The 18,845-nt window shown below is 59.9% G+C and carries 16 protein-coding genes and 1 pseudogene; 9 read left to right on the forward strand and 8 right to left on the reverse strand.

Going from position 1 to position 18,845, the window contains the following annotated elements; all coding sequences use genetic code 11:
• Positions 1 to 224 precede the first annotated feature (224 nt).
• From Q7C20_RS05065 to Q7C20_RS05075, 3 genes are read left to right on the forward strand one after another with little or no spacing between them, the layout of a single operon-like run.
• A complete protein-coding gene (locus Q7C20_RS05065; RefSeq protein ID WP_375065970.1) occupies positions 225 to 884 on the forward strand; it encodes a paraquat-inducible protein A in 660 nt (219 codons plus the stop codon).
• A complete protein-coding gene (locus Q7C20_RS05070; RefSeq protein ID WP_375065972.1) occupies positions 871 to 1,494 on the forward strand; it encodes a paraquat-inducible protein A in 624 nt (207 codons plus the stop codon). The genes Q7C20_RS05065 and Q7C20_RS05070 overlap by 14 nt, the downstream gene beginning before the upstream one ends.
• The gene (locus Q7C20_RS05075) at positions 1,487 to 3,790 is read left to right on the forward strand and encodes an MlaD family protein (protein WP_375065974.1); all 2,304 of its coding nucleotides are present in this window, start codon (positions 1,487 to 1,489) and stop codon (positions 3,788 to 3,790) included. The genes Q7C20_RS05070 and Q7C20_RS05075 overlap by 8 nt, the downstream gene beginning before the upstream one ends.
• Before the next feature lie 170 nt (positions 3,791 to 3,960).
• Here the strand turns inward: Q7C20_RS05075 and mksF are convergent, their stop codons facing one another.
• Genes mksF through mksB form a run of 3 tightly spaced genes read right to left on the reverse strand, consistent with a single transcriptional unit; the run spans position 3,961 to position 8,772 of the window.
• Positions 3,961 to 6,801 carry an Mks condensin complex protein MksF gene (gene mksF / locus Q7C20_RS05080; protein ID WP_375065976.1) on the reverse strand — a complete coding sequence of 947 codons (2,841 nt, stop codon included), beginning with the start codon at positions 6,799 to 6,801 and terminating at the stop codon, positions 3,961 to 3,963.
• Positions 6,798 to 7,505 carry an Mks condensin complex protein MksE gene (mksE, locus tag Q7C20_RS05085; RefSeq protein ID WP_048724390.1) on the reverse strand — a complete coding sequence of 236 codons (708 nt, stop codon included), beginning with the start codon at positions 7,503 to 7,505 and terminating at the stop codon, positions 6,798 to 6,800. The genes mksF and mksE overlap by 4 nt, the downstream gene beginning before the upstream one ends.
• Entirely contained in the window at positions 7,495 to 8,772 is a 1,278-nt protein-coding gene (gene mksB, locus Q7C20_RS05090; RefSeq protein ID WP_375065979.1) for an Mks condensin complex protein MksB, read from the reverse strand. Before mksB ends, mksE begins: the two co-directional genes overlap by 11 nt.
• 187 nt (positions 8,773 to 8,959) lie before the next feature.
• On the opposite strand from mksB, the gene Q7C20_RS05095 reads away from it, so the two are divergent.
• Together Q7C20_RS05095 and rimI are read left to right on the forward strand one after the other, a co-directional pair.
• Complete coding sequence (locus tag Q7C20_RS05095; RefSeq protein ID WP_375066438.1) at positions 8,960 to 9,703, forward strand: energy transducer TonB; 744 nt, start codon at positions 8,960 to 8,962, stop codon at positions 9,701 to 9,703.
• On the forward strand, positions 9,696 to 10,148 hold the full coding sequence (rimI, locus tag Q7C20_RS05100) for a ribosomal protein S18-alanine N-acetyltransferase (RefSeq protein WP_375065981.1): 453 nt from the start codon (positions 9,696 to 9,698) through the stop codon (positions 10,146 to 10,148). Before Q7C20_RS05095 ends, rimI begins: the two co-directional genes overlap by 8 nt.
• A 119-nt stretch (positions 10,149 to 10,267) precedes the next feature.
• On the opposite strand, the gene Q7C20_RS05105 is transcribed toward rimI, so the two are convergent.
• The gene (locus Q7C20_RS05105) at positions 10,268 to 10,672 is read right to left on the reverse strand and encodes a serine kinase/phosphatase (protein ID WP_375065983.1); all 405 of its coding nucleotides are present in this window, start codon (positions 10,670 to 10,672) and stop codon (positions 10,268 to 10,270) included.
• Positions 10,673 to 10,811: 139 nt separating this feature from the next.
• Here Q7C20_RS05105 and can point away from each other — a divergent pair, with 139 nt between their 5' ends.
• Complete coding sequence (can, locus tag Q7C20_RS05110) at positions 10,812 to 11,456, forward strand: carbonate dehydratase (RefSeq protein WP_348060071.1); 645 nt, start codon at positions 10,812 to 10,814, stop codon at positions 11,454 to 11,456.
• On the opposite strand, the gene Q7C20_RS05115 is transcribed toward can, so the two are convergent.
• The 3 genes from Q7C20_RS05115 to acpA all read right to left on the reverse strand — a co-directional run bounded on the left by Q7C20_RS05115 (position 11,453) and on the right by acpA (position 15,123).
• The gene (locus Q7C20_RS05115) at positions 11,453 to 11,983 is read right to left on the reverse strand and encodes an SET domain-containing protein-lysine N-methyltransferase (protein ID WP_348060073.1); all 531 of its coding nucleotides are present in this window, start codon (positions 11,981 to 11,983) and stop codon (positions 11,453 to 11,455) included. The two genes, can and Q7C20_RS05115, sit on opposite strands and share 4 nt — an antisense overlap.
• Before the next feature lie 147 nt (positions 11,984 to 12,130).
• Positions 12,131 to 13,300: a hypothetical protein gene (locus tag Q7C20_RS05120; protein WP_375065985.1), complete on the reverse strand. Its 1,170-nt coding sequence runs from the start codon at positions 13,298 to 13,300 to the stop codon at positions 12,131 to 12,133.
• Between the two features lie 122 nt (positions 13,301 to 13,422).
• On the reverse strand, positions 13,423 to 15,123 hold the full coding sequence (acpA, locus tag Q7C20_RS05125; protein ID WP_375065987.1) for an acid phosphatase: 1,701 nt from the start codon (positions 15,121 to 15,123) through the stop codon (positions 13,423 to 13,425).
• A gap of 158 nt (positions 15,124 to 15,281) precedes the next feature.
• Between acpA and Q7C20_RS05130 the strand changes: the two genes are divergently transcribed.
• Entirely contained in the window at positions 15,282 to 15,572 is a 291-nt protein-coding gene (locus Q7C20_RS05130) for a nucleotidyltransferase family protein (RefSeq protein ID WP_348060079.1), read from the forward strand.
• Positions 15,569 to 15,913: a DUF86 domain-containing protein gene (locus tag Q7C20_RS05135; RefSeq protein WP_375065990.1), complete on the forward strand. Its 345-nt coding sequence runs from the start codon at positions 15,569 to 15,571 to the stop codon at positions 15,911 to 15,913. Before Q7C20_RS05130 ends, Q7C20_RS05135 begins: the two co-directional genes overlap by 4 nt.
• Positions 15,914 to 15,950: 37 nt before the next feature.
• On the opposite strand, the pseudogene Q7C20_RS05140 reads toward Q7C20_RS05135, so the two are convergent.
• A pseudogene (locus Q7C20_RS05140) lies at positions 15,951 to 17,368 on the reverse strand (short-chain fatty acid transporter).
• Between the two features lie 185 nt (positions 17,369 to 17,553).
• On the opposite strand from Q7C20_RS05140, the gene Q7C20_RS05145 reads away from it, so the two are divergent.
• Positions 17,554 to 18,843: an MFS transporter gene (locus tag Q7C20_RS05145; RefSeq protein WP_375065992.1), complete on the forward strand. Its 1,290-nt coding sequence runs from the start codon at positions 17,554 to 17,556 to the stop codon at positions 18,841 to 18,843.
• The last annotated feature ends 2 nt before the right edge of the window (positions 18,844 to 18,845 follow it).

The following is an 18,845-nucleotide window of genomic DNA, read 5'->3' on the forward strand; positions in this document are numbered from 1 at the left end:
GTAGTGAAACGATGCATCGCCGATGGTAGTGTGGGGTTTCCCCATGTGAGAGTAGGTCATCGTCAAGATTAAATTCCGAAACCCCTGTTTGCTAACGCAAACAGGGGTTTTGTTTTGGGCGGTCGGAAAATATCGTCAACGCTCCCTGACAAATTTGCACAGTTATTTCTGAACCAGAACACTAGAATAGGTACCTAACCTTTTTTAGAGTCAGAGCCCTATATATGCCCGATCCGGTTGATACCCTTGAGGTGTCGGATTTACCTCTGGATGACCTGGTGGCATGCCATGAGTGCGATTTGCTGATGCGCAAACCCGCGCTTGCCCGAGGTGAAAAGGCCCAATGCCCACGCTGCGGTTATGAGCTCTATGCTCACCGCCACAATGTCGTGGAGCGCAGTCTCGCCTTGGTTATTGCCGCCTTGTTGATGTACATCCCTGCGAACTTTTTACCCATCATGCAGCTCAATCTACTCGGGCAGACCTCGGAGGACACCGTATGGAGTGGCGTGGTTGGTCTGTTCGACACCGGCATGCAAGGCGTCGCGATCGTCGTATTCCTGTGCAGCATGGGCATTCCCCTGCTCAAGTTGCTCTGCCAATTGGCAGTGCTGCTCAGCATTCGCTGGAAGGTCGGTCGCAGCTATGGGTTGTTGCTCTACCGCATTTACCATCACCTCAAAGACTGGGGGATGTTGGAGGTTTACCTGATGGGCGTGCTCGTCGCGATCGTTAAGCTCGCTGATATGGCGTCCATCACGGTTAGCTTGGGCCTGTTCTGTTTTATCAGTTTGCTAATGGTCCAGGTACTGCTGGAGGTGGTCATGTCGCCCCATCAAATTTGGCAGGCGCTGTCTGGGGATAATGATCATGCGGGCGATTGATGCAGGCATTCTGGTGTGTACCGAGTGTCATGAGCTCAACAAGCGGGAGCCGGATACCGACGAACAACTCTGCACCCGTTGCGGTGCACTGATTCATGCCCGTCGCCCCAACAGTCTCGTGCGCACCTGGGCGTTGCTGGTCACCGCCGCGATTCTGTATATCCCTGCCAATTTGTTGCCAATCATGACCGTCAATTCCCTGGGCCAGGGCGATCCCAGTACCATCATGGCCGGCGTGATCCAGTTGGCGCAGCACGGCATGTACCCCATCGCTGCAGTGGTGTTCATCGCCAGTATCCTGGTGCCTACCTTCAAGCTGGTCGGCATTGGCTTGCTGCTGTTCTCGGTGCAGCGTCACCAACCGCTGTCCGCACAACAACGCATTGTGATGTACCGCTTTATCGAATTCATTGGCCGCTGGTCCATGCTGGATATCTTCGTGATCGCCATCCTGGTGGCGGTCGTAAACTTTGGGCGACTTGCCAGCGTCGAGGCTAATCTCGGCGCGGCAGCATTCGCCAGTGTGGTGATCTTGACGATGCTTGCCGCAGTAACTTTCGATCCCCGACTGATTTGGGATAACACGGAGTCGGACGACGACCATGAGTGATTTGCCTAAAGCTAAAACCCGCCCGGCTTCCAACTGGTCGGCCATTTGGGTGTTGCCCCTGATCGCCCTGATCATCGGTGGCTGGTTGGGATGGCGCGCCTATTCCCAGCAAGGTCTCGAGATTCAGGTCCGCTTTGAAAGCGGTGAAGGCATACAGGCCAACAAGACTGAAGTGGTCTACAAAGGCATGCCTGTGGGCAAGGTCAAAACCTTGGCCCTGGACGACGAGGGCAATAATCGCGGGGTGATCGCCACCATCGAAATGAACAAGGACGTGGAGCAATACCTTAAGACCAACACGCGTTTCTGGCTGGTAAAACCCAGCGTGACCCTCGCCGGCATCACCGGCCTTGAAACCCTCGTTTCGGGTAACTACATCGCCGCCAGCCCTGGTGACGGTGAGCCCACGCGCAAATTCAAGGCACTCTCCGAAGAGCCACCGTTATCCGACGCCAAACCTGGCCTGCACTTGACCCTCAAGGCTGACCGGCTTGGTTCGTTAAACCGTGGCAGCCCGGTGTTTTACAAACAGATCCAGGTTGGCCAGGTCAAAAGCTATCTGCTTTCCGAAGACCAGAGCACCGTCGAGATCAAGGTCTACATCGAACCGACTTACGCCAAGCTGGTGCGCAAACAGACGCGTTTCTGGAACGCCAGCGGCATCAGCATCGACGCCAACCTGTCCGGCGTAAAGGTGCGCAGCGAATCGCTGTCCAGTATCGTCGCCGGCGGTATCGCCTTCGCCACGCCGGAGAATCACAAAGACAGCCCGCCGACTGACCCGAGCCTGCCGTTCCGCTTGTACGAAGACTTCGATGCCGCCGCCGCAGGTCTCAAGGTCAAGGTCAAACTCACCGACTTCGAAGGCCTGCAGGCCGGGCGCACCCCGGTGATGTACAAAGGTATCCAGGTGGGGAGCCTGAAGACGCTGAAGATCAACCCGGATCTGTCGAGCGCCAACGCCGAACTGACGCTCGACCCATTGGCCGAAGACTACCTGGTGCAAGACACCCAATTCTGGGTGGTCAAGCCGTCGATTTCCCTGGCAGGCATCACTGGGCTTGAGGCGCTGGTGAAGGGCAACTACATCGCTATTCGTCCCGGCGACAAAGGCACCGCGCCGGCGCGTGAATACGTGGCCCGTGCCAAGGCTCCTCCGTTGGACCTACGCTCGCCGGGCCTGCACATGGTGCTGCTCACCGATAACCTGGGCTCCCTGGATGTCGGCAGCCCGATTCTCTACAAGCAGGTCAAAGTCGGCTCGGTGCAGAGCTACCAGTTCTCGCGTAAAAACAAGCAACTGGTGATCGGCGTTCACATCGAGAAGGAGTACGAAAACCTGGTCAATGGCTCGACGCGCTTCTGGAATGCCAGCGGAGTCACCCTGACCGGCGGACTCACCGGCGGCATCCAGGTGAAGAGTGAATCCCTCGCCAGCTTGATGGCCGGCGGTATTGCCTTCGAAACCCCGGAACCGAACGTGCCGCTGAAAAAACGCATTCCGCGTTTCCGTCTGTTTGCCGATCGCGATGCCGCTAATCAACATGGCACGCTGGTGACCATCAAGGTTGATCGTGCCGATGGTTTGCGCGCCGGCTCTCCGGTTCGATTCAAGGGGCTGGACGTGGGCAAGATCGAAAGCGTCGACCTCAGCGCGGACATGCAATCAGTGATGCTCAAGGCGCGCATCACCCAAGTCGCGGACCGTATCGCGCGCGCTGGCAGCCAGTTCTGGGTGGTCAAGCCCGAACTGGGCTTGATGAAAACGTCCAACCTGGAAACCCTGGTCACTGGGCAGTACATCGAAGTGCAGCCAGCGACAAAAAATGCCGGTCCACAAAAGAGCTTCGTTGCGCTGGACCAGCCGCCGAAGGCCGACCAACAAGAAGAAGGCCTGAGGTTAGTGCTCAGCGCTGCCCGCCGTGGCTCGTTGAAGGAAGGCGTTCCGGTCACCTACCGCGAAGTCACCGTGGGTAAAGTCACCGGCTACGAGCTGGGCCAGACTGCCGACCGCGTACTGATCCACATCCTGATCGAGCCCAAGTACGCAGCGTTGGTGCGCAGTGGCAGCCGCTTCTGGAATACCAGCGGCTTTGGCCTCGACTTCGGCCTGTTCAAAGGCGCGACGGTTCGCACCGAGTCTTTGGAGACATTAGTCGCCGGCGGCATTGCTTTCGCCACGCCTGAAGGTGAACGAATGGGCAACGTCGCTCGGCCACAGCAAACTTTCCCGCTGTTCGACAAGTTCGAAGATGAATGGCTCACTTGGGCGCCCAAGATCCCACTCGGCAAATAAACCGAGGTGCGTCCTTCGCGAGCAAGCCCGCTCCCACATTTGATCGCGTTTATCATGTAAAAACGCGGTCGAATGTGGGAGCGGGCTTGCTCGCGAAGAGGCCGGCACAGACATCAAAAAAGGCCCCTGGATTCTCACCCAGGGGCCTTTTTGCATTTCAGCGAAACACGTCAGACCTCATCCAGCTCCGGTTCATCTGCCTGCACATTGACTGTCGCCTTCACCGCATCGTGACGACGAATGTACTTCCAGTCCGCCTCATCAATGTAGATCCCATTAGGCCCGCTACCACCTTCAAGGTCGATCGCCACCTGCGCCGACACCTGCGGTTTCACACTCGCCAGAATCGGCACAAAGCCCAGTTGCAAACTGGTTTCCAGCAACGCCGCCTGATTCTTCTCGTCGATGTCCGCCGCCTCATCGAGGTAGTACGGCAAACGCACACGCCCGGCCTGGTCGCGGTCCATCAAGTGCAGCAACAAATACATGTTGGTCAGCGCCTTGATGGTCATGGTGGTGCCGTTGGAGGCTGCACCATCGATGTCGGTATGAATAATCGGCTGGCCGTTGACCTTGGTGATCTCGAACGCCAGTTCGAACAAATCCTTGAGGCCCAGCTGGTTATGGTTGGCCGCCACGAGGCGGGCCAGGTATTCCTTGGCCTCTTCGTTCTTGTTGTCTTGCTCGGCGCTCTGGCTGAGGTCGAACACCGAGAGGGTTTCGCCTTCTTCATACTGACCGGCACTGTGAATAATCTGGTCGATATGCTTGAGGGCTTCCTTGTTCGGCGCCAGCACAATGCGGAAGCTTTGCAGGTTGGACACCTGACGTTTGTTGATCTCGCGGTTGAACAACGCCAGTTGATGCTCAAGGCTGTCGTAGTCGCTGCGAATATTACGCAGGGTCCGCGCGATATCGGTGACCGCCGCACGGCGCGCCTTGCCGAGGGTCAGCGCCTCGTCGGTACGGTGCGCATACGCGTTGATCAGCAGTTGCAAGCGACGCTCCACGTCGTCCTCGCTGTCGAACTTGGCCACGCCCTTGAGGCGCACCTGAGCGTACAGCGCCTCGATCTGGCCATCCGCACGCAGCAAGCCCTGCCAGCTGTCCTGATAGTCATTGAGCAGCGGCAGCAGGTTGTCCATGGAATCGTCGACCGGGTCCATGAACGGCGTGCCGAACGGCAAGTCTGCCGGCAGTAGCTGACGACGGCGCAGCGCGTCATCCAGCGTACGTTGCTTGGCTTCCATATCGGCAATTTGACGGCCGACCAGTTGCAGCTTGGCCGACAGTTGCTGCACGCGTTCGGTAAACGCATCGCTGGAGCGCTTCAACTCGTCCTGCGCGGCTTCCATCTGCGCCAGGTTTTCCAGCTTCTCGCCTTCTTCGGCGCTCAGGGTTTGCGCACGGCGGAAATCTTCCAGCGCCTTCTGCGCGTCCAGCACTTGCTGGTACAGCGCTTCGGTCTGGGTCTTGCTCGCGGCGCGGTCCGAGGCTACAGCCTGTTGAGTCTTGAGCTGCTTGAGTTCTTTTTCCAGACGCTCTTTTTGATCGCGCAATGCCGCGCGATCGGCCAGGGCTTGCAGCGCAGGCGGCTCGATGTGCGAGATATCGATAGACAGCCCCGGCACTTCAAAACGCTCGCCCTTGAAGCCATCGAGGATTTGCTCCAGGGATTTAACCCACAGGCCTTCCTCGTCCAGCGTGATGCCATGTGCGCCGAGCGGCAGGCTGAACAACGAACTGTTGAACAGGCGCATCAGACGCTCGACATCCGGCTGCGAGAATTCCTCGCGCAGTTTGGCGTAGCTGTTGTTATCCGCGTGGTCGAGCTGCTGCTTGACCGACTTCAGGCGTTTTTCCAGGTCGCGCAAACGCTCGTCCAAATCCTCGGCGCTGAACTGTCGCGACTGCGCCAGGGCGCCGGCCAATTCATCGTGAGCATCCTTGGCCGCCAGCAGTTGCTGCTCCAGCACGTTGACGTTATCCACCAACGCAAAGCGATGCTTGAGCACCGACAACTCGCCCAGCCAACGCTGGATGCCGCTGATTTCGCGCTCCAGGCGCATCAGCTCCTGGGTGCCACCGCGCTGATCGTTCTGCAGCGTGTCCTGCTCGTTACGGTAATGCTCGGCCTGAATGGTCAGCTCTTCCTTGCGCGCACCGGCGTAGTCCGACCACGTGCCCAGCAACGAATCCAGCAGCGGCGACAGGCGATGCAGCTTGCCGCGCAGGCTGTCACGCTGGCGAACACCGTTGGCCAAGGCTTCCACCAACGGCCCGGCGGCGACCAGCGCGTTGTAGTCCTGTTCCATGCGTCGTACATCGCGGAAGGCTTCTTCGCACGCGGCGATGTAATCGACACTGCCGGAACGCAGGCTGTGTTCGAACGCATCCAGGAACAATTGCTTGAGCTTGGCCGCGGTGATTTCGCGCATGTGCAGCAGGTTGATAAACAGCGCGCGGAAAGTCTTCAGGCTCTGCTCGCTGGTGGAGCGCAGCGGAATCAGGGTCAGGTCCAGCGGGATCGACGTGTGGCCGCCCACCAGCAAACGGCGCAGCTCATCCGGCTTGAGTTCGTAGGCTTTCAGGCCTTCGCGCTCAAGGTTGGTGAACAGCTCTTTCTGACGCAGGCAGGTGTCGTTCTTCTGGTAATGCGCCAGGTCCAGCTTGCCGGCATAGGCAAAGAACTGGTGACCAAAACCGCCGCCCGGGCCGCGACCGACCACGCCGATCACGTGCGGGCCGTGGGGCAGGGACACTTCCACGAGGATGTAGCTGGTGTCGGTGGCAAAGTAGAAACGCCGCGATTGCTCCAGCGTGTACTTGCCGAAACTCATGTCCGACATGCGCGCCAGAATCGGGAACTGCAAGGCGTTGATCGATGCGGATTTACCCAGGTTGTTCGCGCCATACACCGACAGCGGTTCTTCCAGCGGGAACAAACCCAGGCTGTAACCGGCGGTGTTCAATAGGGCGAAGCGGCGGATGCCGTAGCGTTCCTTGCTCATGCATCGGTCTCCTGTTCTTCGGCAATGGCGCGGGCCATGGCGTCTTCTTCGCTTTCTTCTTCGAAGTCACTCAGATCCAGCGGGTCATCGGTTTTCAGCAATTTTTCATCGCTGTCTTCGTCGATGATCACCGGCGCCGGCAGTGGCAACACGCTGTGCACGCTGGCCGCGAGGTCGCGGTCTTGTTGCACCGACAGGCACACGTCGAGGAAGCGGTGCATCGGCGGCAGGAAGCGATAAATGCCGTTGTCTTCGCTGGCAAAGCCCAATTGGGTCATGCGGCGCATGATTTTTTCTTCGAGTTCTTCCTGGGTCTGCACCTCGGCCTGGATAAACAGGTCGCGGTATTTCTCCAGCAACGACGGCAACTCATCGCGGCCCAGGCTGCCACCATCAAGCACGGCGATCGGGTCGCGGCCCTGGTCGGCCAAATGCTCAACGATGATGAAGGTGAATAACGCCAGGCGCTGCGCGGTCTTGTTCACCTGCGCGCTGGCAATCGCGGAATCCGGCACAAAGTAGTAGAAGCCACGGGTATCGCACACCAGCTCAAAGCCCAGGGCCTTGAACAGCGTGCGGTACTGGTCCTGGAAGTTCGACAGTTGCGCGTACAGCTCCGGGTCGCGGCGGCTGACGTGGTAACCCTTGAACAGCTCGCGAAAGATCGGCGCCAGCTGGGACAGTTCGGATAGATCAAGATGCATGAGGGATACTCGCGGAATTCTCGGCGGCGTCGCTGCTGGCCGGGAGCAGGGCGAATGAGCGCAGGCTGACCTGATGCTCGTGTGTGTGGTAATCGCGGCGTTCCAGGCGTTCGCGCTTGAAGCGTTTTTCACGCGAGAGCCGCGAGAACCAGTACAGCAATTCGTCGGTGGCGCCGTCCGGCTCCTGCTCCAGCAGCCAGCTCATCAGGTCCGGCATCGGCAGTGCGTCTTCGCAGCGCTCGAGCATTTCCTTGACCGTACGCGGTGCACGCGGGGCTTCGCCCTTGTGGGATTTGTGTGCTTTGGGGAAACGCGCCGGTTTCGGCTCGAAATTCGCCAGGGCATACACATAGGCTTCCACCTGGCTCGCGCTGCCGAGGAAGGTGCTTTGCGGTCGCGTGAACATCGGCATGGCCGCTTGCGGCACCGCGTCCAACCCCTTACGACGAATCGCCGACAGGGCCAGTGCCGCGCCACGGGTTACGGCGTTATGCCGGCGTGCTTCTTCACGCAACGGCAACAGCAGTTCGCGGGCATGGCGCAAGGTCAACTGGGCGCTGGTCTGCATTTCAAGGATGCGCGCGTGGGTGCGCAGCAGCATGTCGTCGTCAACCAAATGGCCGAGGCGCTGTTGCTCGGTGAGCATGCGCAGCAGCACGTTCTCGACCTTGCGCACGCCTTGCTCGAAAGCGCCGTCGGCGTTCACCAACTGGATCATAGGTTCGACGTATTCGTCCCAGGTCGCCAGCACTTCGGCGTATCGCTGGCGCAACGGGATCTGCCGGTCGCTGGTCTTGGCGCGGTCGGCCACGGCCGCGAGCGCTTGCTCATCGTTGGCGAGTTTTTTCAGCACGTCCCGTACGCGCATATCCAGCAAGCGCAGTTGGCGGGCGAGGTCGTGGCCATCACGGATGTCAAAAGCGTCCTGGATATAACCCGCCAAGCGCTCAAGGTGGCGCAGGTAGGCTTCGATTTCCAGGCACAGGCCAAGCCGGTGCTCCTTGCGAAGATAGGCGAGGAAGTCGTGGATCTGCGCGTTGAGCTCGAAACGGTTCGGGCTCTTGGCGACAGGCACCAGGATATCCAGGCGAATCCACACGTCCAGCAGGCTGGTGATGTCCTGTGGCGTGCTGTCCAGTTGTTGGGCCGCCAGTTGTGCGCGCAATTCGCTCAGGCTCAACGTGCCTTGGTCGAAGTGTTCGCACAGTGGCTCAAGCAGGGCCCAGTGTTCGGCGAGGGCGCGCAAGACGCGCTTGGGTTCGATCATCGGAATGGCCGGCTGGTTGGCGATTAAAAGTCGCGATTGTACTGCATCGGGACTGGGATTTATCCACAGCCGGTCAGTGCGCAGTGGGCGATTGTGGCCGAACAGCGGTAGAATCCCCGCTCTTAACTTATCCACAAGTGGCCGAGCTGTGCTTATCGAGTCCCGACGTCGCGCTTACTTGACCGCCATGCAGGTGGTCAACTGGCTGCCCCGCACCGAACTGCCGTTTGCCGCCCCGTCGCGGCCCGAGCTGCTGGAAGCGCTCGAGCCCTATGAGGCCATCATGGTGTCGGGGGAGGAGGCGGCTGCGCCGGTGGCGGTGGTCAAGCCCGCGCCCGAAGTGCGCCCTGTGGTAGAGCGGGCGAAGATCGAAGTACCGCGCCCGTCGCCCATCGCCAAAGCGGCAGAGGTTGAAAAGGCTGCTCCGGTGGCCAAGGCCGTCGTGGTGCCGCCGCCGCGCTTCGCCCTGCAATTGCTGCGGGCCGGGCGTTGCCTGCTGCTGGTGGAACTGCCCACCGGCGAACGTTTCCAGACCCGCGACCCGGCCTACATGCTGCTCAAAGACATGCTGCGCGCCGCCGGCCTGCCCGACAGCCCGCAAATCATCGGTGACCCGGTTCGCTGGCCGTTGCTGACGCGCGGCACCATGGACCAGGGCCCGGAAGCCGCGCGAGATTTCGTGCAAGGCTTTGTGTCGGCACGCCTGGAAGACGAACCCTGCGTGTGCCTGTGGCTGATCGGCCTGCCCGCCGTGCGTTTCGCCGGCGAAGCGAATGCCGAAGCCTGGTACCGCGAACTGCAGGTAGAAGGCCTGGGCTCGGTCTGGGCCCTGCCGGGCCTGGAATTATTAATGGAAGAGCCACAGCGTAAGGCTGATGTCTGGCAAGCCATGCGCCGGCTGATGGCGCGCTGGAAAACAACCGATGAGTGAGGCTTTAACCTTCCGCCCGATGACCGAGGCTGACCTCGACGCCGTGCTGAAAATCGAATACGCAGCGTTCAGCCATCCCTGGACCCGTGGGATATTTCTCGACGGGCTGGGCAAGTACCAAATCTGGCTGATGTTTGAAGGCGAACAGCAAGTGGGGCACGGCGTAGTGCAGATCATCCTTGATGAAGCGCATTTGCTGAATATCACCGTCAAGCCGGAGAACCAGGGCCGTGGCCTTGGCCTGGCGCTGCTGGAGCACTTGATGTCGCGGGCGTATGCCGCCAATGCGCGGGAATGTTTCCTGGAGCTGCGTGACAGCAATACTGGCGCGTTTCGCTTGTACGAGCGGTATGGTTTCAACGAAATCGGCCGGCGTCGCGATTATTACCCCGCCGTTGGTGGCCGCGAAGATGCGGTTGTCATGGCCTGCACCTTGGTGGATTAACCACAAATCCAAATGTGGGAGCGGGCTTGCTCGCGAAAGCGGTGTGTCAGTCAAGATATCGGTCGACTGACACTCCGCTTTCGCGAGCAAGCCCGCTCCCACATTTGAACCGCGTTTTTTCAGCGGTTGCCGTCTACCGGGTCGAGATCCGCCAGTTCGGCTTCATCCAGCCCATTGCCGCCGCCAATCTCGTCTTCATCGACGATGCTCAAGTCATAATCCGCAGGACCGTCTTCACCTGCCTCCCGAGCATCCCGCGCGCCATCTTCAAGGATCAGCGTTTCCGGGCTCAAATCATCGTCGGTGGGATGGTGATCATCCGTCGACGCGCCGGTCAGCCCGGCTTCGCGTACCCGTTCGTCAGGCATCAGGTGCTCGCGCTCGCGAGACGGGATTTCATCGCCTATCTCAGCCGTTTGATCGGGTTCGTCAAAATCCAGCTCGCGCATCGAACCCATGCGGTCTTCGTTATCATCAATCGGTTCGGGCTGTGTAGCGCCAAAAGGGCGTCGTGATTCAGTCATGGCCAATCCTCATACTGTGGGGCTTATAGTGTGTGGACAGGCTGTGCGCCCCAAAAATTCAAGCTAATTTGCGTTGGGCGTGACCTGCAAGCGAGGTTGTCAGTCACAAAACTGCGCATCATTCCTGAGGCTTTCCCTGATGAACGAACTACAAGACCTGCTTGATAACAACGAACGCTGGGCGGATGCGATCAAACAGGAAGATCCCGAATTCTTCGCCAAGCTCGCCCGCCAGCAAACCCCGGAATACCTGTGGATCGGCTGCTCCGATGCACGCGTACCGGCCAACGAAATCGTCGGCATGCTGCCGGGCGATCTGTTCGTGCACCGCAACGTGGCCAACGTGGTGCTGCACACCGACCTCAATTGCCTGTCGGTGATCCAGTACGCGGTGGACGTGCTCAAGGTCAAACACATCCTCGTCACCGGCCATTATGGCTGTGGCGGCGTGCGCGCCTCGATGCAGGACCGCCAGTTTGGCTTGATCGACGGCTGGCTGCGCACCATCCGCGACCTGTATTACGAAAACCGCGAGGTATTGGCCCAGTTGCCGACCGAAGAAGAGCAAGTAGACCGCCTCTGCGAGTTGAACGTGATTCAGCAGGTGGCCAACGTCGGCCACACCAGCATTGTGCAAAACGCCTGGCACCGTGGGCAGAACCTGTCGATTCATGGCTGCATCTACGGCATCAAGGATGGCCGCTGGAAGAGCTTGAACACAACCATCAGTGGCTTTGAGCAGTTGCCGCCGCAGTATCGCCTGCGCCCGTTGGGTGAGGCTTAAGGCCCGCTGAGGCAGCCCTGCTGTTGAAAGAACAAGTAGCCTTCCTGGCTCAGTTCTTCCTCAGGGCCTTTGATCCAGCCCCGACAGATCTCACAGCCGCATTGGCAGGCGAACTGTCGGGGCAGGACGCTGCCAGTCTTGGCGAAATCAATGGTCAACCAGGTGTTGGCCGCGATCGGCATGACTGACCAGAGCTGCAGGTAAGCGGTGTCGAAATACAGGTTCGGCTCACAGGAATGGCGCAGTTGGCCGCAGAACCAAGGGTCATACAGCCGAATTCGTGTGGATATCTGGAAGGTATGAGGGCGGCAGTCGTTCAAGGCATAGCCGAATACCCTGGCGATGAGGCTGCGGTTGTCGAAATCGACGCGGGATTTGATACCAACGGTTTCACCGTTTTGGTCGCGCACGACCTCAAACTGGCGCATCGAGGGGTAGCCTGACTCGACGAGCGTGGTTGCGAAGGGGTAAAGACTGTCGTTTTCACTGTCAGCGCTGGTAGCCGTATCCATGGCTTGAGTTTTCATAACTCTCCCTGGTTGGGCTGCATCGACCTGCGTATGGGGAGTGATTGCCAGTCTTGCAGCGGGTGGGCCCGATTCAAGACTCGCTGAAGAGACCGCCGATATCTACTGTCAACATTGACAGTAGATATCGGCTTTTTTTTGTGCGACTCAAAGTGCTGGCGCGGTGATTGCGGGCGCTGGCGCGGCATCCTTCAGCTGTTTCAATTGAGTTTTTATAACCGGCGTGGCGCATTTGGCATTGGCTTGTTCCGGCGTCAGGTGACGCACCGAGGTATAGAACAACTCACAGGTCTGTTCCTTGCGCGTGACTTGCCAGGTGTTCATGCAGGCCTTGAGTAGCACATTCGGATCGCTGGCCGGTTTCTGCCCCATCCCGCCTTGCCAGCAGGCAGCACTCAAATCCTGGCCCATCACTTTCAAGCCTGCTTCGTCGGCCTTTTGCTCGTTATCGTCATAGTTCGCCGGGTCCGCCGCGTACCAGATGTAACTCGGGTGATTGGCGCCCAGCACCGACACGCTTCTGCCCGCCGCCGGGCTGATTTGCGCCAGGCTCAGTACGTTCACCGTCTGGCCGTACTGCTGCTTGATCCAATTGCGCACCGGTGCGCCGAACGCCACCATCGGCAATGAAGCGTTGGCTTGCAGGCTCAGCTCCTTGACCATGCGCGTCTGGTAGTCGGTGAAGTAGCTATAGACGGTTTCCAGATCCTTGCCCGCGTTGGACGGCGCAGCAATCGGCGCGATATCGATGATGGTCTGGTAAGCCGGTGTTTCGGTGGCCGGGATGCCATTGTCGGTGAGCAAGCTTGCCCAGCGGTCGGTGGTGGCCGATTCCAGATAGTCCTGGGCCTGGGTCAACGAATAATCCGGCGGAAAGTGCAGCAGCTCAATACTTTTACGGTTTTCCAGGGCCATGCCCAGCGGCAGGAACAGGTACCAGTTGTAGGCCCATTTGCCGTCGCTGTTGAGCTTGCTGGCGCCTTGATACGCCAGGTCTGCGGTATTGAGCAGCGCAGTCAAGGGCTGGCCGTAGCTGTCGGGCACTCCGGTAAACGTTGCCGACACCTGCCCGTCATGGGTTTTCACGCTGACTTTGGCGCGGCTGTAACCGTCACGCTGCAGGCTTTGGGTCAAGTAATGCTCGGCGGTTTGTTCCAGCGTCCACGGCCGAAAGCAGATCACATTGCAATTATTGGGAAACGCGAACAGCTGGGTGACGCGTTGCGTGCTGCCCAGTGGCACTTCGATGTCGGCCTGTACGACCGCACTGGCCAGCAGTGCGGCCACTGTGAAAAACAACCGGGTCGGTTTGAACATACTTAATTCCTTGTCAGCGAAAGCCCGTCTGCGCGGGATGAAAGCCCACTTGCACACAGTAGCGGTTGACCAGGAAAACCGCGTGCTAAATCGCTGAACGTGTCGTTATTGGATAAGAAACCCTACAGATTGAACTGCAAAGCGTTGCTCAGATCACCCATCGGCTGCTGGCCTCGAGCGCGCATCGCGTCATCGCGCTGCTTGAGGCCGTCCAGTGTCTCCAGCTGGAACACCCGGGTAATTAACCGCAGGATCGACGCGGTGTCGTAAACCGTGTGGTCCACCGTGCCTTTGCGCGCAAACGGCGACACGACGAGCGCCGGAACGCGCGTGCCTGGGCCCCAACGGTCGCCTTTTGGCGGTGCGACGTGGTCCCACCAGCCGCCGTTTTCATCAACCGTCACCACCACCACCATGTTTTTCCACTGCGGGCTTTCCTGCAGCACTTTCAACGCGCGAGCGATATGGCGATCGCCCGAGGCGACGTCGGCGTAACCGGCGTGCATATTCAGGTTGCCCTGGGGCTTGTAGAAACTCACGGCGGGCAGCTTGCCGGCCTGGGCGTCGGCGAAGAATTTGTTGGTGCTCGACTCATCGCCCAAACCGCCATCGCGCAGGCGCTTGTCACGTTCGGCGCGGTTTTCCGGCCCCTGTTTCTTGAAGTAGTTGAACGGCTGATGGTGGTACTGGAAGTTCGGGATCTTTGGAATGCCACCCGAATCCTTGAACTGATCCAGCGTCGCTTGCCATGCCCCGGCGTACCAGGCCCAGTCGATATTCTTTTTCGACAGTTTGTCGCCAATGTGTTCGTGGGTTTGCGGCACCAGCACGTTGGGCAGGTCAGGTTTGGAGTAATCCGGGTTTTCCGGGTCACGAATCCAGGTCGGCCAGTAGGGCGGGGCCAGGGTATTCACGCCGTAGCCGTCCGGAGTCAGGGCGCTCGGGCCGAACTGCGGGGGGCCGGTCATCGCGCTCGCCGGGGATTTATCCAGCGGCTTGAGGCGCGGGTCGGTCGGGTCATCACTTTGCAGCGTGGCGATCTGGGCCTTGGCGACGGACTGCGCGGCATTCGGGTAAAACGGCGCGGTGGCGCTGATCAAGTATTGGTGATTAAGGAAGGAGCCACCAAAGGCACCCTGGAAGAAGTTGTCGCACAGCACAAACTCCTTGGCCACATCCCACAGGCGCAGGGCATAACGGCTTTGGGCGTAATGGCCCATCACCAAACCGCCGGAATCGGCCCAGGCAACAAAGTTGTCGTTCTTGCCGCCATTGATCTGCATCTGGTTTTGATAGAACACGTGCCACAAATCGCGGGTGACCAGGCTCAACGGCAGGTCTTCGGCGTTCGGGCCCTTGAGGGCGAACGGAGCGTTGGGCAGGTTTTCCTGAAATTGCACTTCGCTGGGGTAAGTCACCCCGTCCACACTTTGCGGGCCGACTTGCAACACGCCGCCCCAGACCGGCGGCAACGTGGTCAGCAGGCTGCCATCGCGGTCGCGTTGCTGAGTGTCGGTCGCCGACAGCGCCGACAGGGGTTTCTCCACGCCGGGGAAGTCCGCAAACAGGTTGTTGAAGCTGCGATTCTCGGCGTAGATCACCACCACGGTTTTCACCTGCTCGCGCAGTGCCTTATCGAGCTCTTGTGGTGTGAGCGGCCGCACCACCGGTTTGCCCGGCGCTTCGCTGGTATTGCCGCAGGCACTCAAGGTCGCGCCGACCCCCAACACCGCCGCGCCCCCCAGAAACCGACGGCGGCTGCTGTCCACCGGTGGTGGGCTGACGGAATCGGCGGAAGGGCGGTCTTCGTGCTCGTCGCTCATGGCTGGGAGTTCCTGCAGGGTGGTTGTTTCAAGATATTTCCGCAGGACGGTAGCAATGGAATGTGACGGAACGAAGACAGTGGCGTGATCACGCAGCGGTGTCGAGGTGGCTCCGGCGCTGCTAGACTGATCCGATAATGGACCTTGCGAGGTGAACCGTGAAACCTTCAACCGCCCTTGATCTGCAACGCGCCGCCGTCAGAGAAGTCGTGGGCCGTTTTCGTATTTCAAACCCAAGAGTGTTCGGCTCGGTCTTGCAGGGTACCGATCAGGAAGGCAGTGATCTCGACCTTCTGGTGGATGCGCCGCCGGGCACTACGCTTTTTGATCTCGGCGGCCTTCAGGTTGAGCTTGAGGACCTGCTCGGGGTCAATGTCGACTTACTCACACCTGCCGATTTGCCATTGAAGTTTCGAGCGAAAGTGCTGGCAGAGGCTCGGCCGGTATGACAGCCAGTCGCCTTGGCGATTACCTCGATCACATCAGGCAAGCCACCGTGGACGCAATCAGCTTTGTTGAAGGCTTGAGTAAAGAGGAGTTTCTGGAGGACCGGCGCACCCAACAAGCGGTGGTCATGAGCCTTGTCATCATCGGCGAGGCCTCTACCAAGATCATGGATCAGTACACCGACTTCGCCGAGGGTCATGCTCAAATCCCTTGGCGTAGCATGCGTGGCATGCGCAACCGGATTGCCCACGGTTATTTTGATATCAACCTCGACGTGGTGTGGGACACAATTCAAACCGCATTGCCTGAATTGCTGGAGCACCTTCCGGGCGCTCCAGGCTGAAGGCATCTGCTGCAATAACAGATGCGTGATTTTCCGACTACGGCATCACCGGCGGCAAATACTTCAACGTCGTCCCCAGCGCCCACAGCAGAAACAGCACCAGCGGCGTGTGCACCAGCAATTGCACAAACGAAAAACCAATCAAGTCCCGCGCCTTCAACCCCAACACTCCCAGCAATGGGAGCATGTAAAACGGGTTGATCAGGTTCGGCAGCGCCTCGGCCGCGTTATAGATCTGCACCGCCCAGCCCAGGTGATATTGCAGGTCATTGGCGACTTGCATCACGTAAGGCGCTTCGATGATCCACTTGCCGCCACCCGAGGGGATAAAGAAGCCGAGTACCGCCGAATACACGCCCATCAATAAGGCATAGGTGTCGTGGGAGGCGATGGAGGTGAAGAACAGCGAGATATGGTGCGCCAGGGTCTGGCCGTCACCGCCCTTGACCACGGTCATCAGCGCGGCGATCGAACCGTACAGTGGGAACTGAATCAGCACGCCGGTGGTGGTCGGCACCGCGCGGGCCACCGCATCCAGGAAGCTGCGCGGGCGCCAGTGCAGCAGCGCGCCGACCATGATGAACAGAAAGTTATAGGTGTTCAGCCCCGAGATGGCGCTGATCGCCGGCTTGGTCGAGAACTCATGAAACAGCCAGCCGGCTGCCAGTAATGCCAGCAAAATGGTCAACAACGGGCTGTGTTCCAGCCATTCGCCCGGGCGGGTCGGCGCTTGTATCTTGGGCAGGTTGAACGCCGGGTCGACGCCGCAAGCCTTGGCGTCACGCGCGCTGTTCGGGCCGGGCGCGGTGGCGTAGGCGATGATCAACGACACCACAATCAGCGCCAGCAACAGCACGCCGGATTGCCACAGGAAGATGGTCTCGGTGAACGGGATCATCCCGGTGATCGACAGGATCGACGGCGGCAAGCTCGCCGGGTTGGCCTGCAACTGCGCAGCCGACGACGACAGCCCCAGCGCCCATACCGCGCCAAGCCCCAGTAAGCCGCGGCACCGGCGGCGCGGTAATCCATGCGCAAATCCGTGCGACGGGCCAGCGCGCGCACCAGCAAACCGCCGAACACCAGGGACAAGCCCCAGTTCAGCAACGACGCAACCATGGAAATCAATGCGACCCACGCCACTGCCGAGCGGCCGTTTTTCGGGATTCGCGCCAGGCGGTCGATCAGTTTTACCGCAGGCGGCGAGCTGGCCACCACGTAACCGCCGATCACCACAAACGCCATCTGCATGGTGAACGGAATCAGGCTCCAGAACCCGTCGCCAAAGGCTTTGGCGGCTTCGGTGGGCGCGGCGCCCATGCCCAGGGTCGCCACGGCGACGATGATCACGGCGAGGGCGGCGAATACCCAGGAGTCAGGAAACCAGCGCTCGGCAAAGTTGGAACAACGCAGGGCAAATAGGGCGTAGCGGCTTTCTTCGATAGCATCGGCCACAGGTTCTACCTCTTGTATTTATTAGGGTGATGGCAGTTTTCCGGCATGTTCCGCTACGGCCATTGATATGGGAATGCAGTTATCTTCATCGATCCATGAGGAAAACAAATATATCGGCCGCGATTGCCATCATCTGGCTCACCTCATAACCTGCACGCCATTTTGTTTGTCTGCCGAGCCTTTACATGACTGCCACCTTTTCCCCACAGGCGCAGCGTTTTTCCCGCTCCGACTACAAAACCCTGGGCCTGGCCGCCCTCGGTGGTGCTCTGGAAATCTACGACTTCATCATTTTTGTGTTTTTCGCGCTGACGCTCAGCCAGTTGTTTTTCCCGCCGGAAATGCCCGAGTGGCTGCGCCTGCTGCAAAGCTTCGGCATCTTCGTCACCGGCTACCTGGCCCGACCGTTGGGCGGCATCCTGATGGCACATTTCGCCGATCACTTGGGGCGCAAGCGCGTGTTCAGCCTGAGCATCCTGATGATGGCCTTGCCCTGCCTGCTGATCGGGATCATGCCGACATACGCGCACATCGGTTACTTCGCCCCGCTGATCCTGCTGGCGCTGCGCGTGCTGCAAGGCGCGGCGGTCGGCGGTGAAGTGCCGAGCGCCTGGACCTTCGTCGCCGAGCACGCGCCAAGGAACCATCGCGGTTACGCCTTGGGCTTCCTGCAAGCCGGCCTCACATTCGGCTACCTGCTCGGCGCGCTGACCGCGACCTTGCTGGCGCAAGTCTTCACCCCCGCCGAAATCCTCGACTACGCCTGGCGCTTGCCCTTCCTGCTCGGCGGCGTGTTCGGCGTGATCGGCGTATGGCTGCGGCGCTGGCTCAGCGAAACCCCGGTATTCCTCGAAATGCAGGCCCGCCGCCAAGCCTCCGCTGAAATGCCACTGCGCACCGTGCTGCGCGACCACCGCGCCGTGCTGCTGCCAGCGATGATCCTCACCTGCGTGCTCACCTCCGCCGTCGTCGTGCTCGTCGTCATCACCCCGACCATGATGCAAAAAACCTTCGGCATGAGCCCCAGCCACACATTCGCCTTGAGCGCCTTGGGCATCGTCTTCCTGAATATCGGCTGCGTCCTCGCCGGCCTTTTGGTGGACCGTATCGGCGCCTGGCGCGCGGTGCTGGTCTACAGTTTGTTGCTGCCGCTGGGCATTGCGGTGTTGTATGCGAGCCTGATCAACGGCGGCGTCTGGCTGGGCGCGGCATATGCCGTAGCGGGCTTGAGTTGCGGGGTGGTCGGCGCGGTGCCATCGGTGATGGTCGGCCTGTTCCCGGCGCAGGTGCGGGTGTCGGGCATTTCCTTCACCTACAACATTGCCTACGCGCTGTGGGCGAGCACCACGCCGTTGCTGTTGATTGCATTGATGCCGACCAGCCCGTGGATTTGCGTGGGCTATTGCGTGGTGATGGGGGCGGTGGGGGTGGCGAGTGTGGCGCTGTTCAGCAAGCGCCACACCTTGGCCGCCTGAGC

Origin of the sequence: Pseudomonas sp. AMR01, from assembly GCF_041946035.1 — a bacterium.
GTDB classification, from domain to species: domain Bacteria; phylum Pseudomonadota; class Gammaproteobacteria; order Pseudomonadales; family Pseudomonadaceae; genus Aquipseudomonas; species Aquipseudomonas antarctica_B.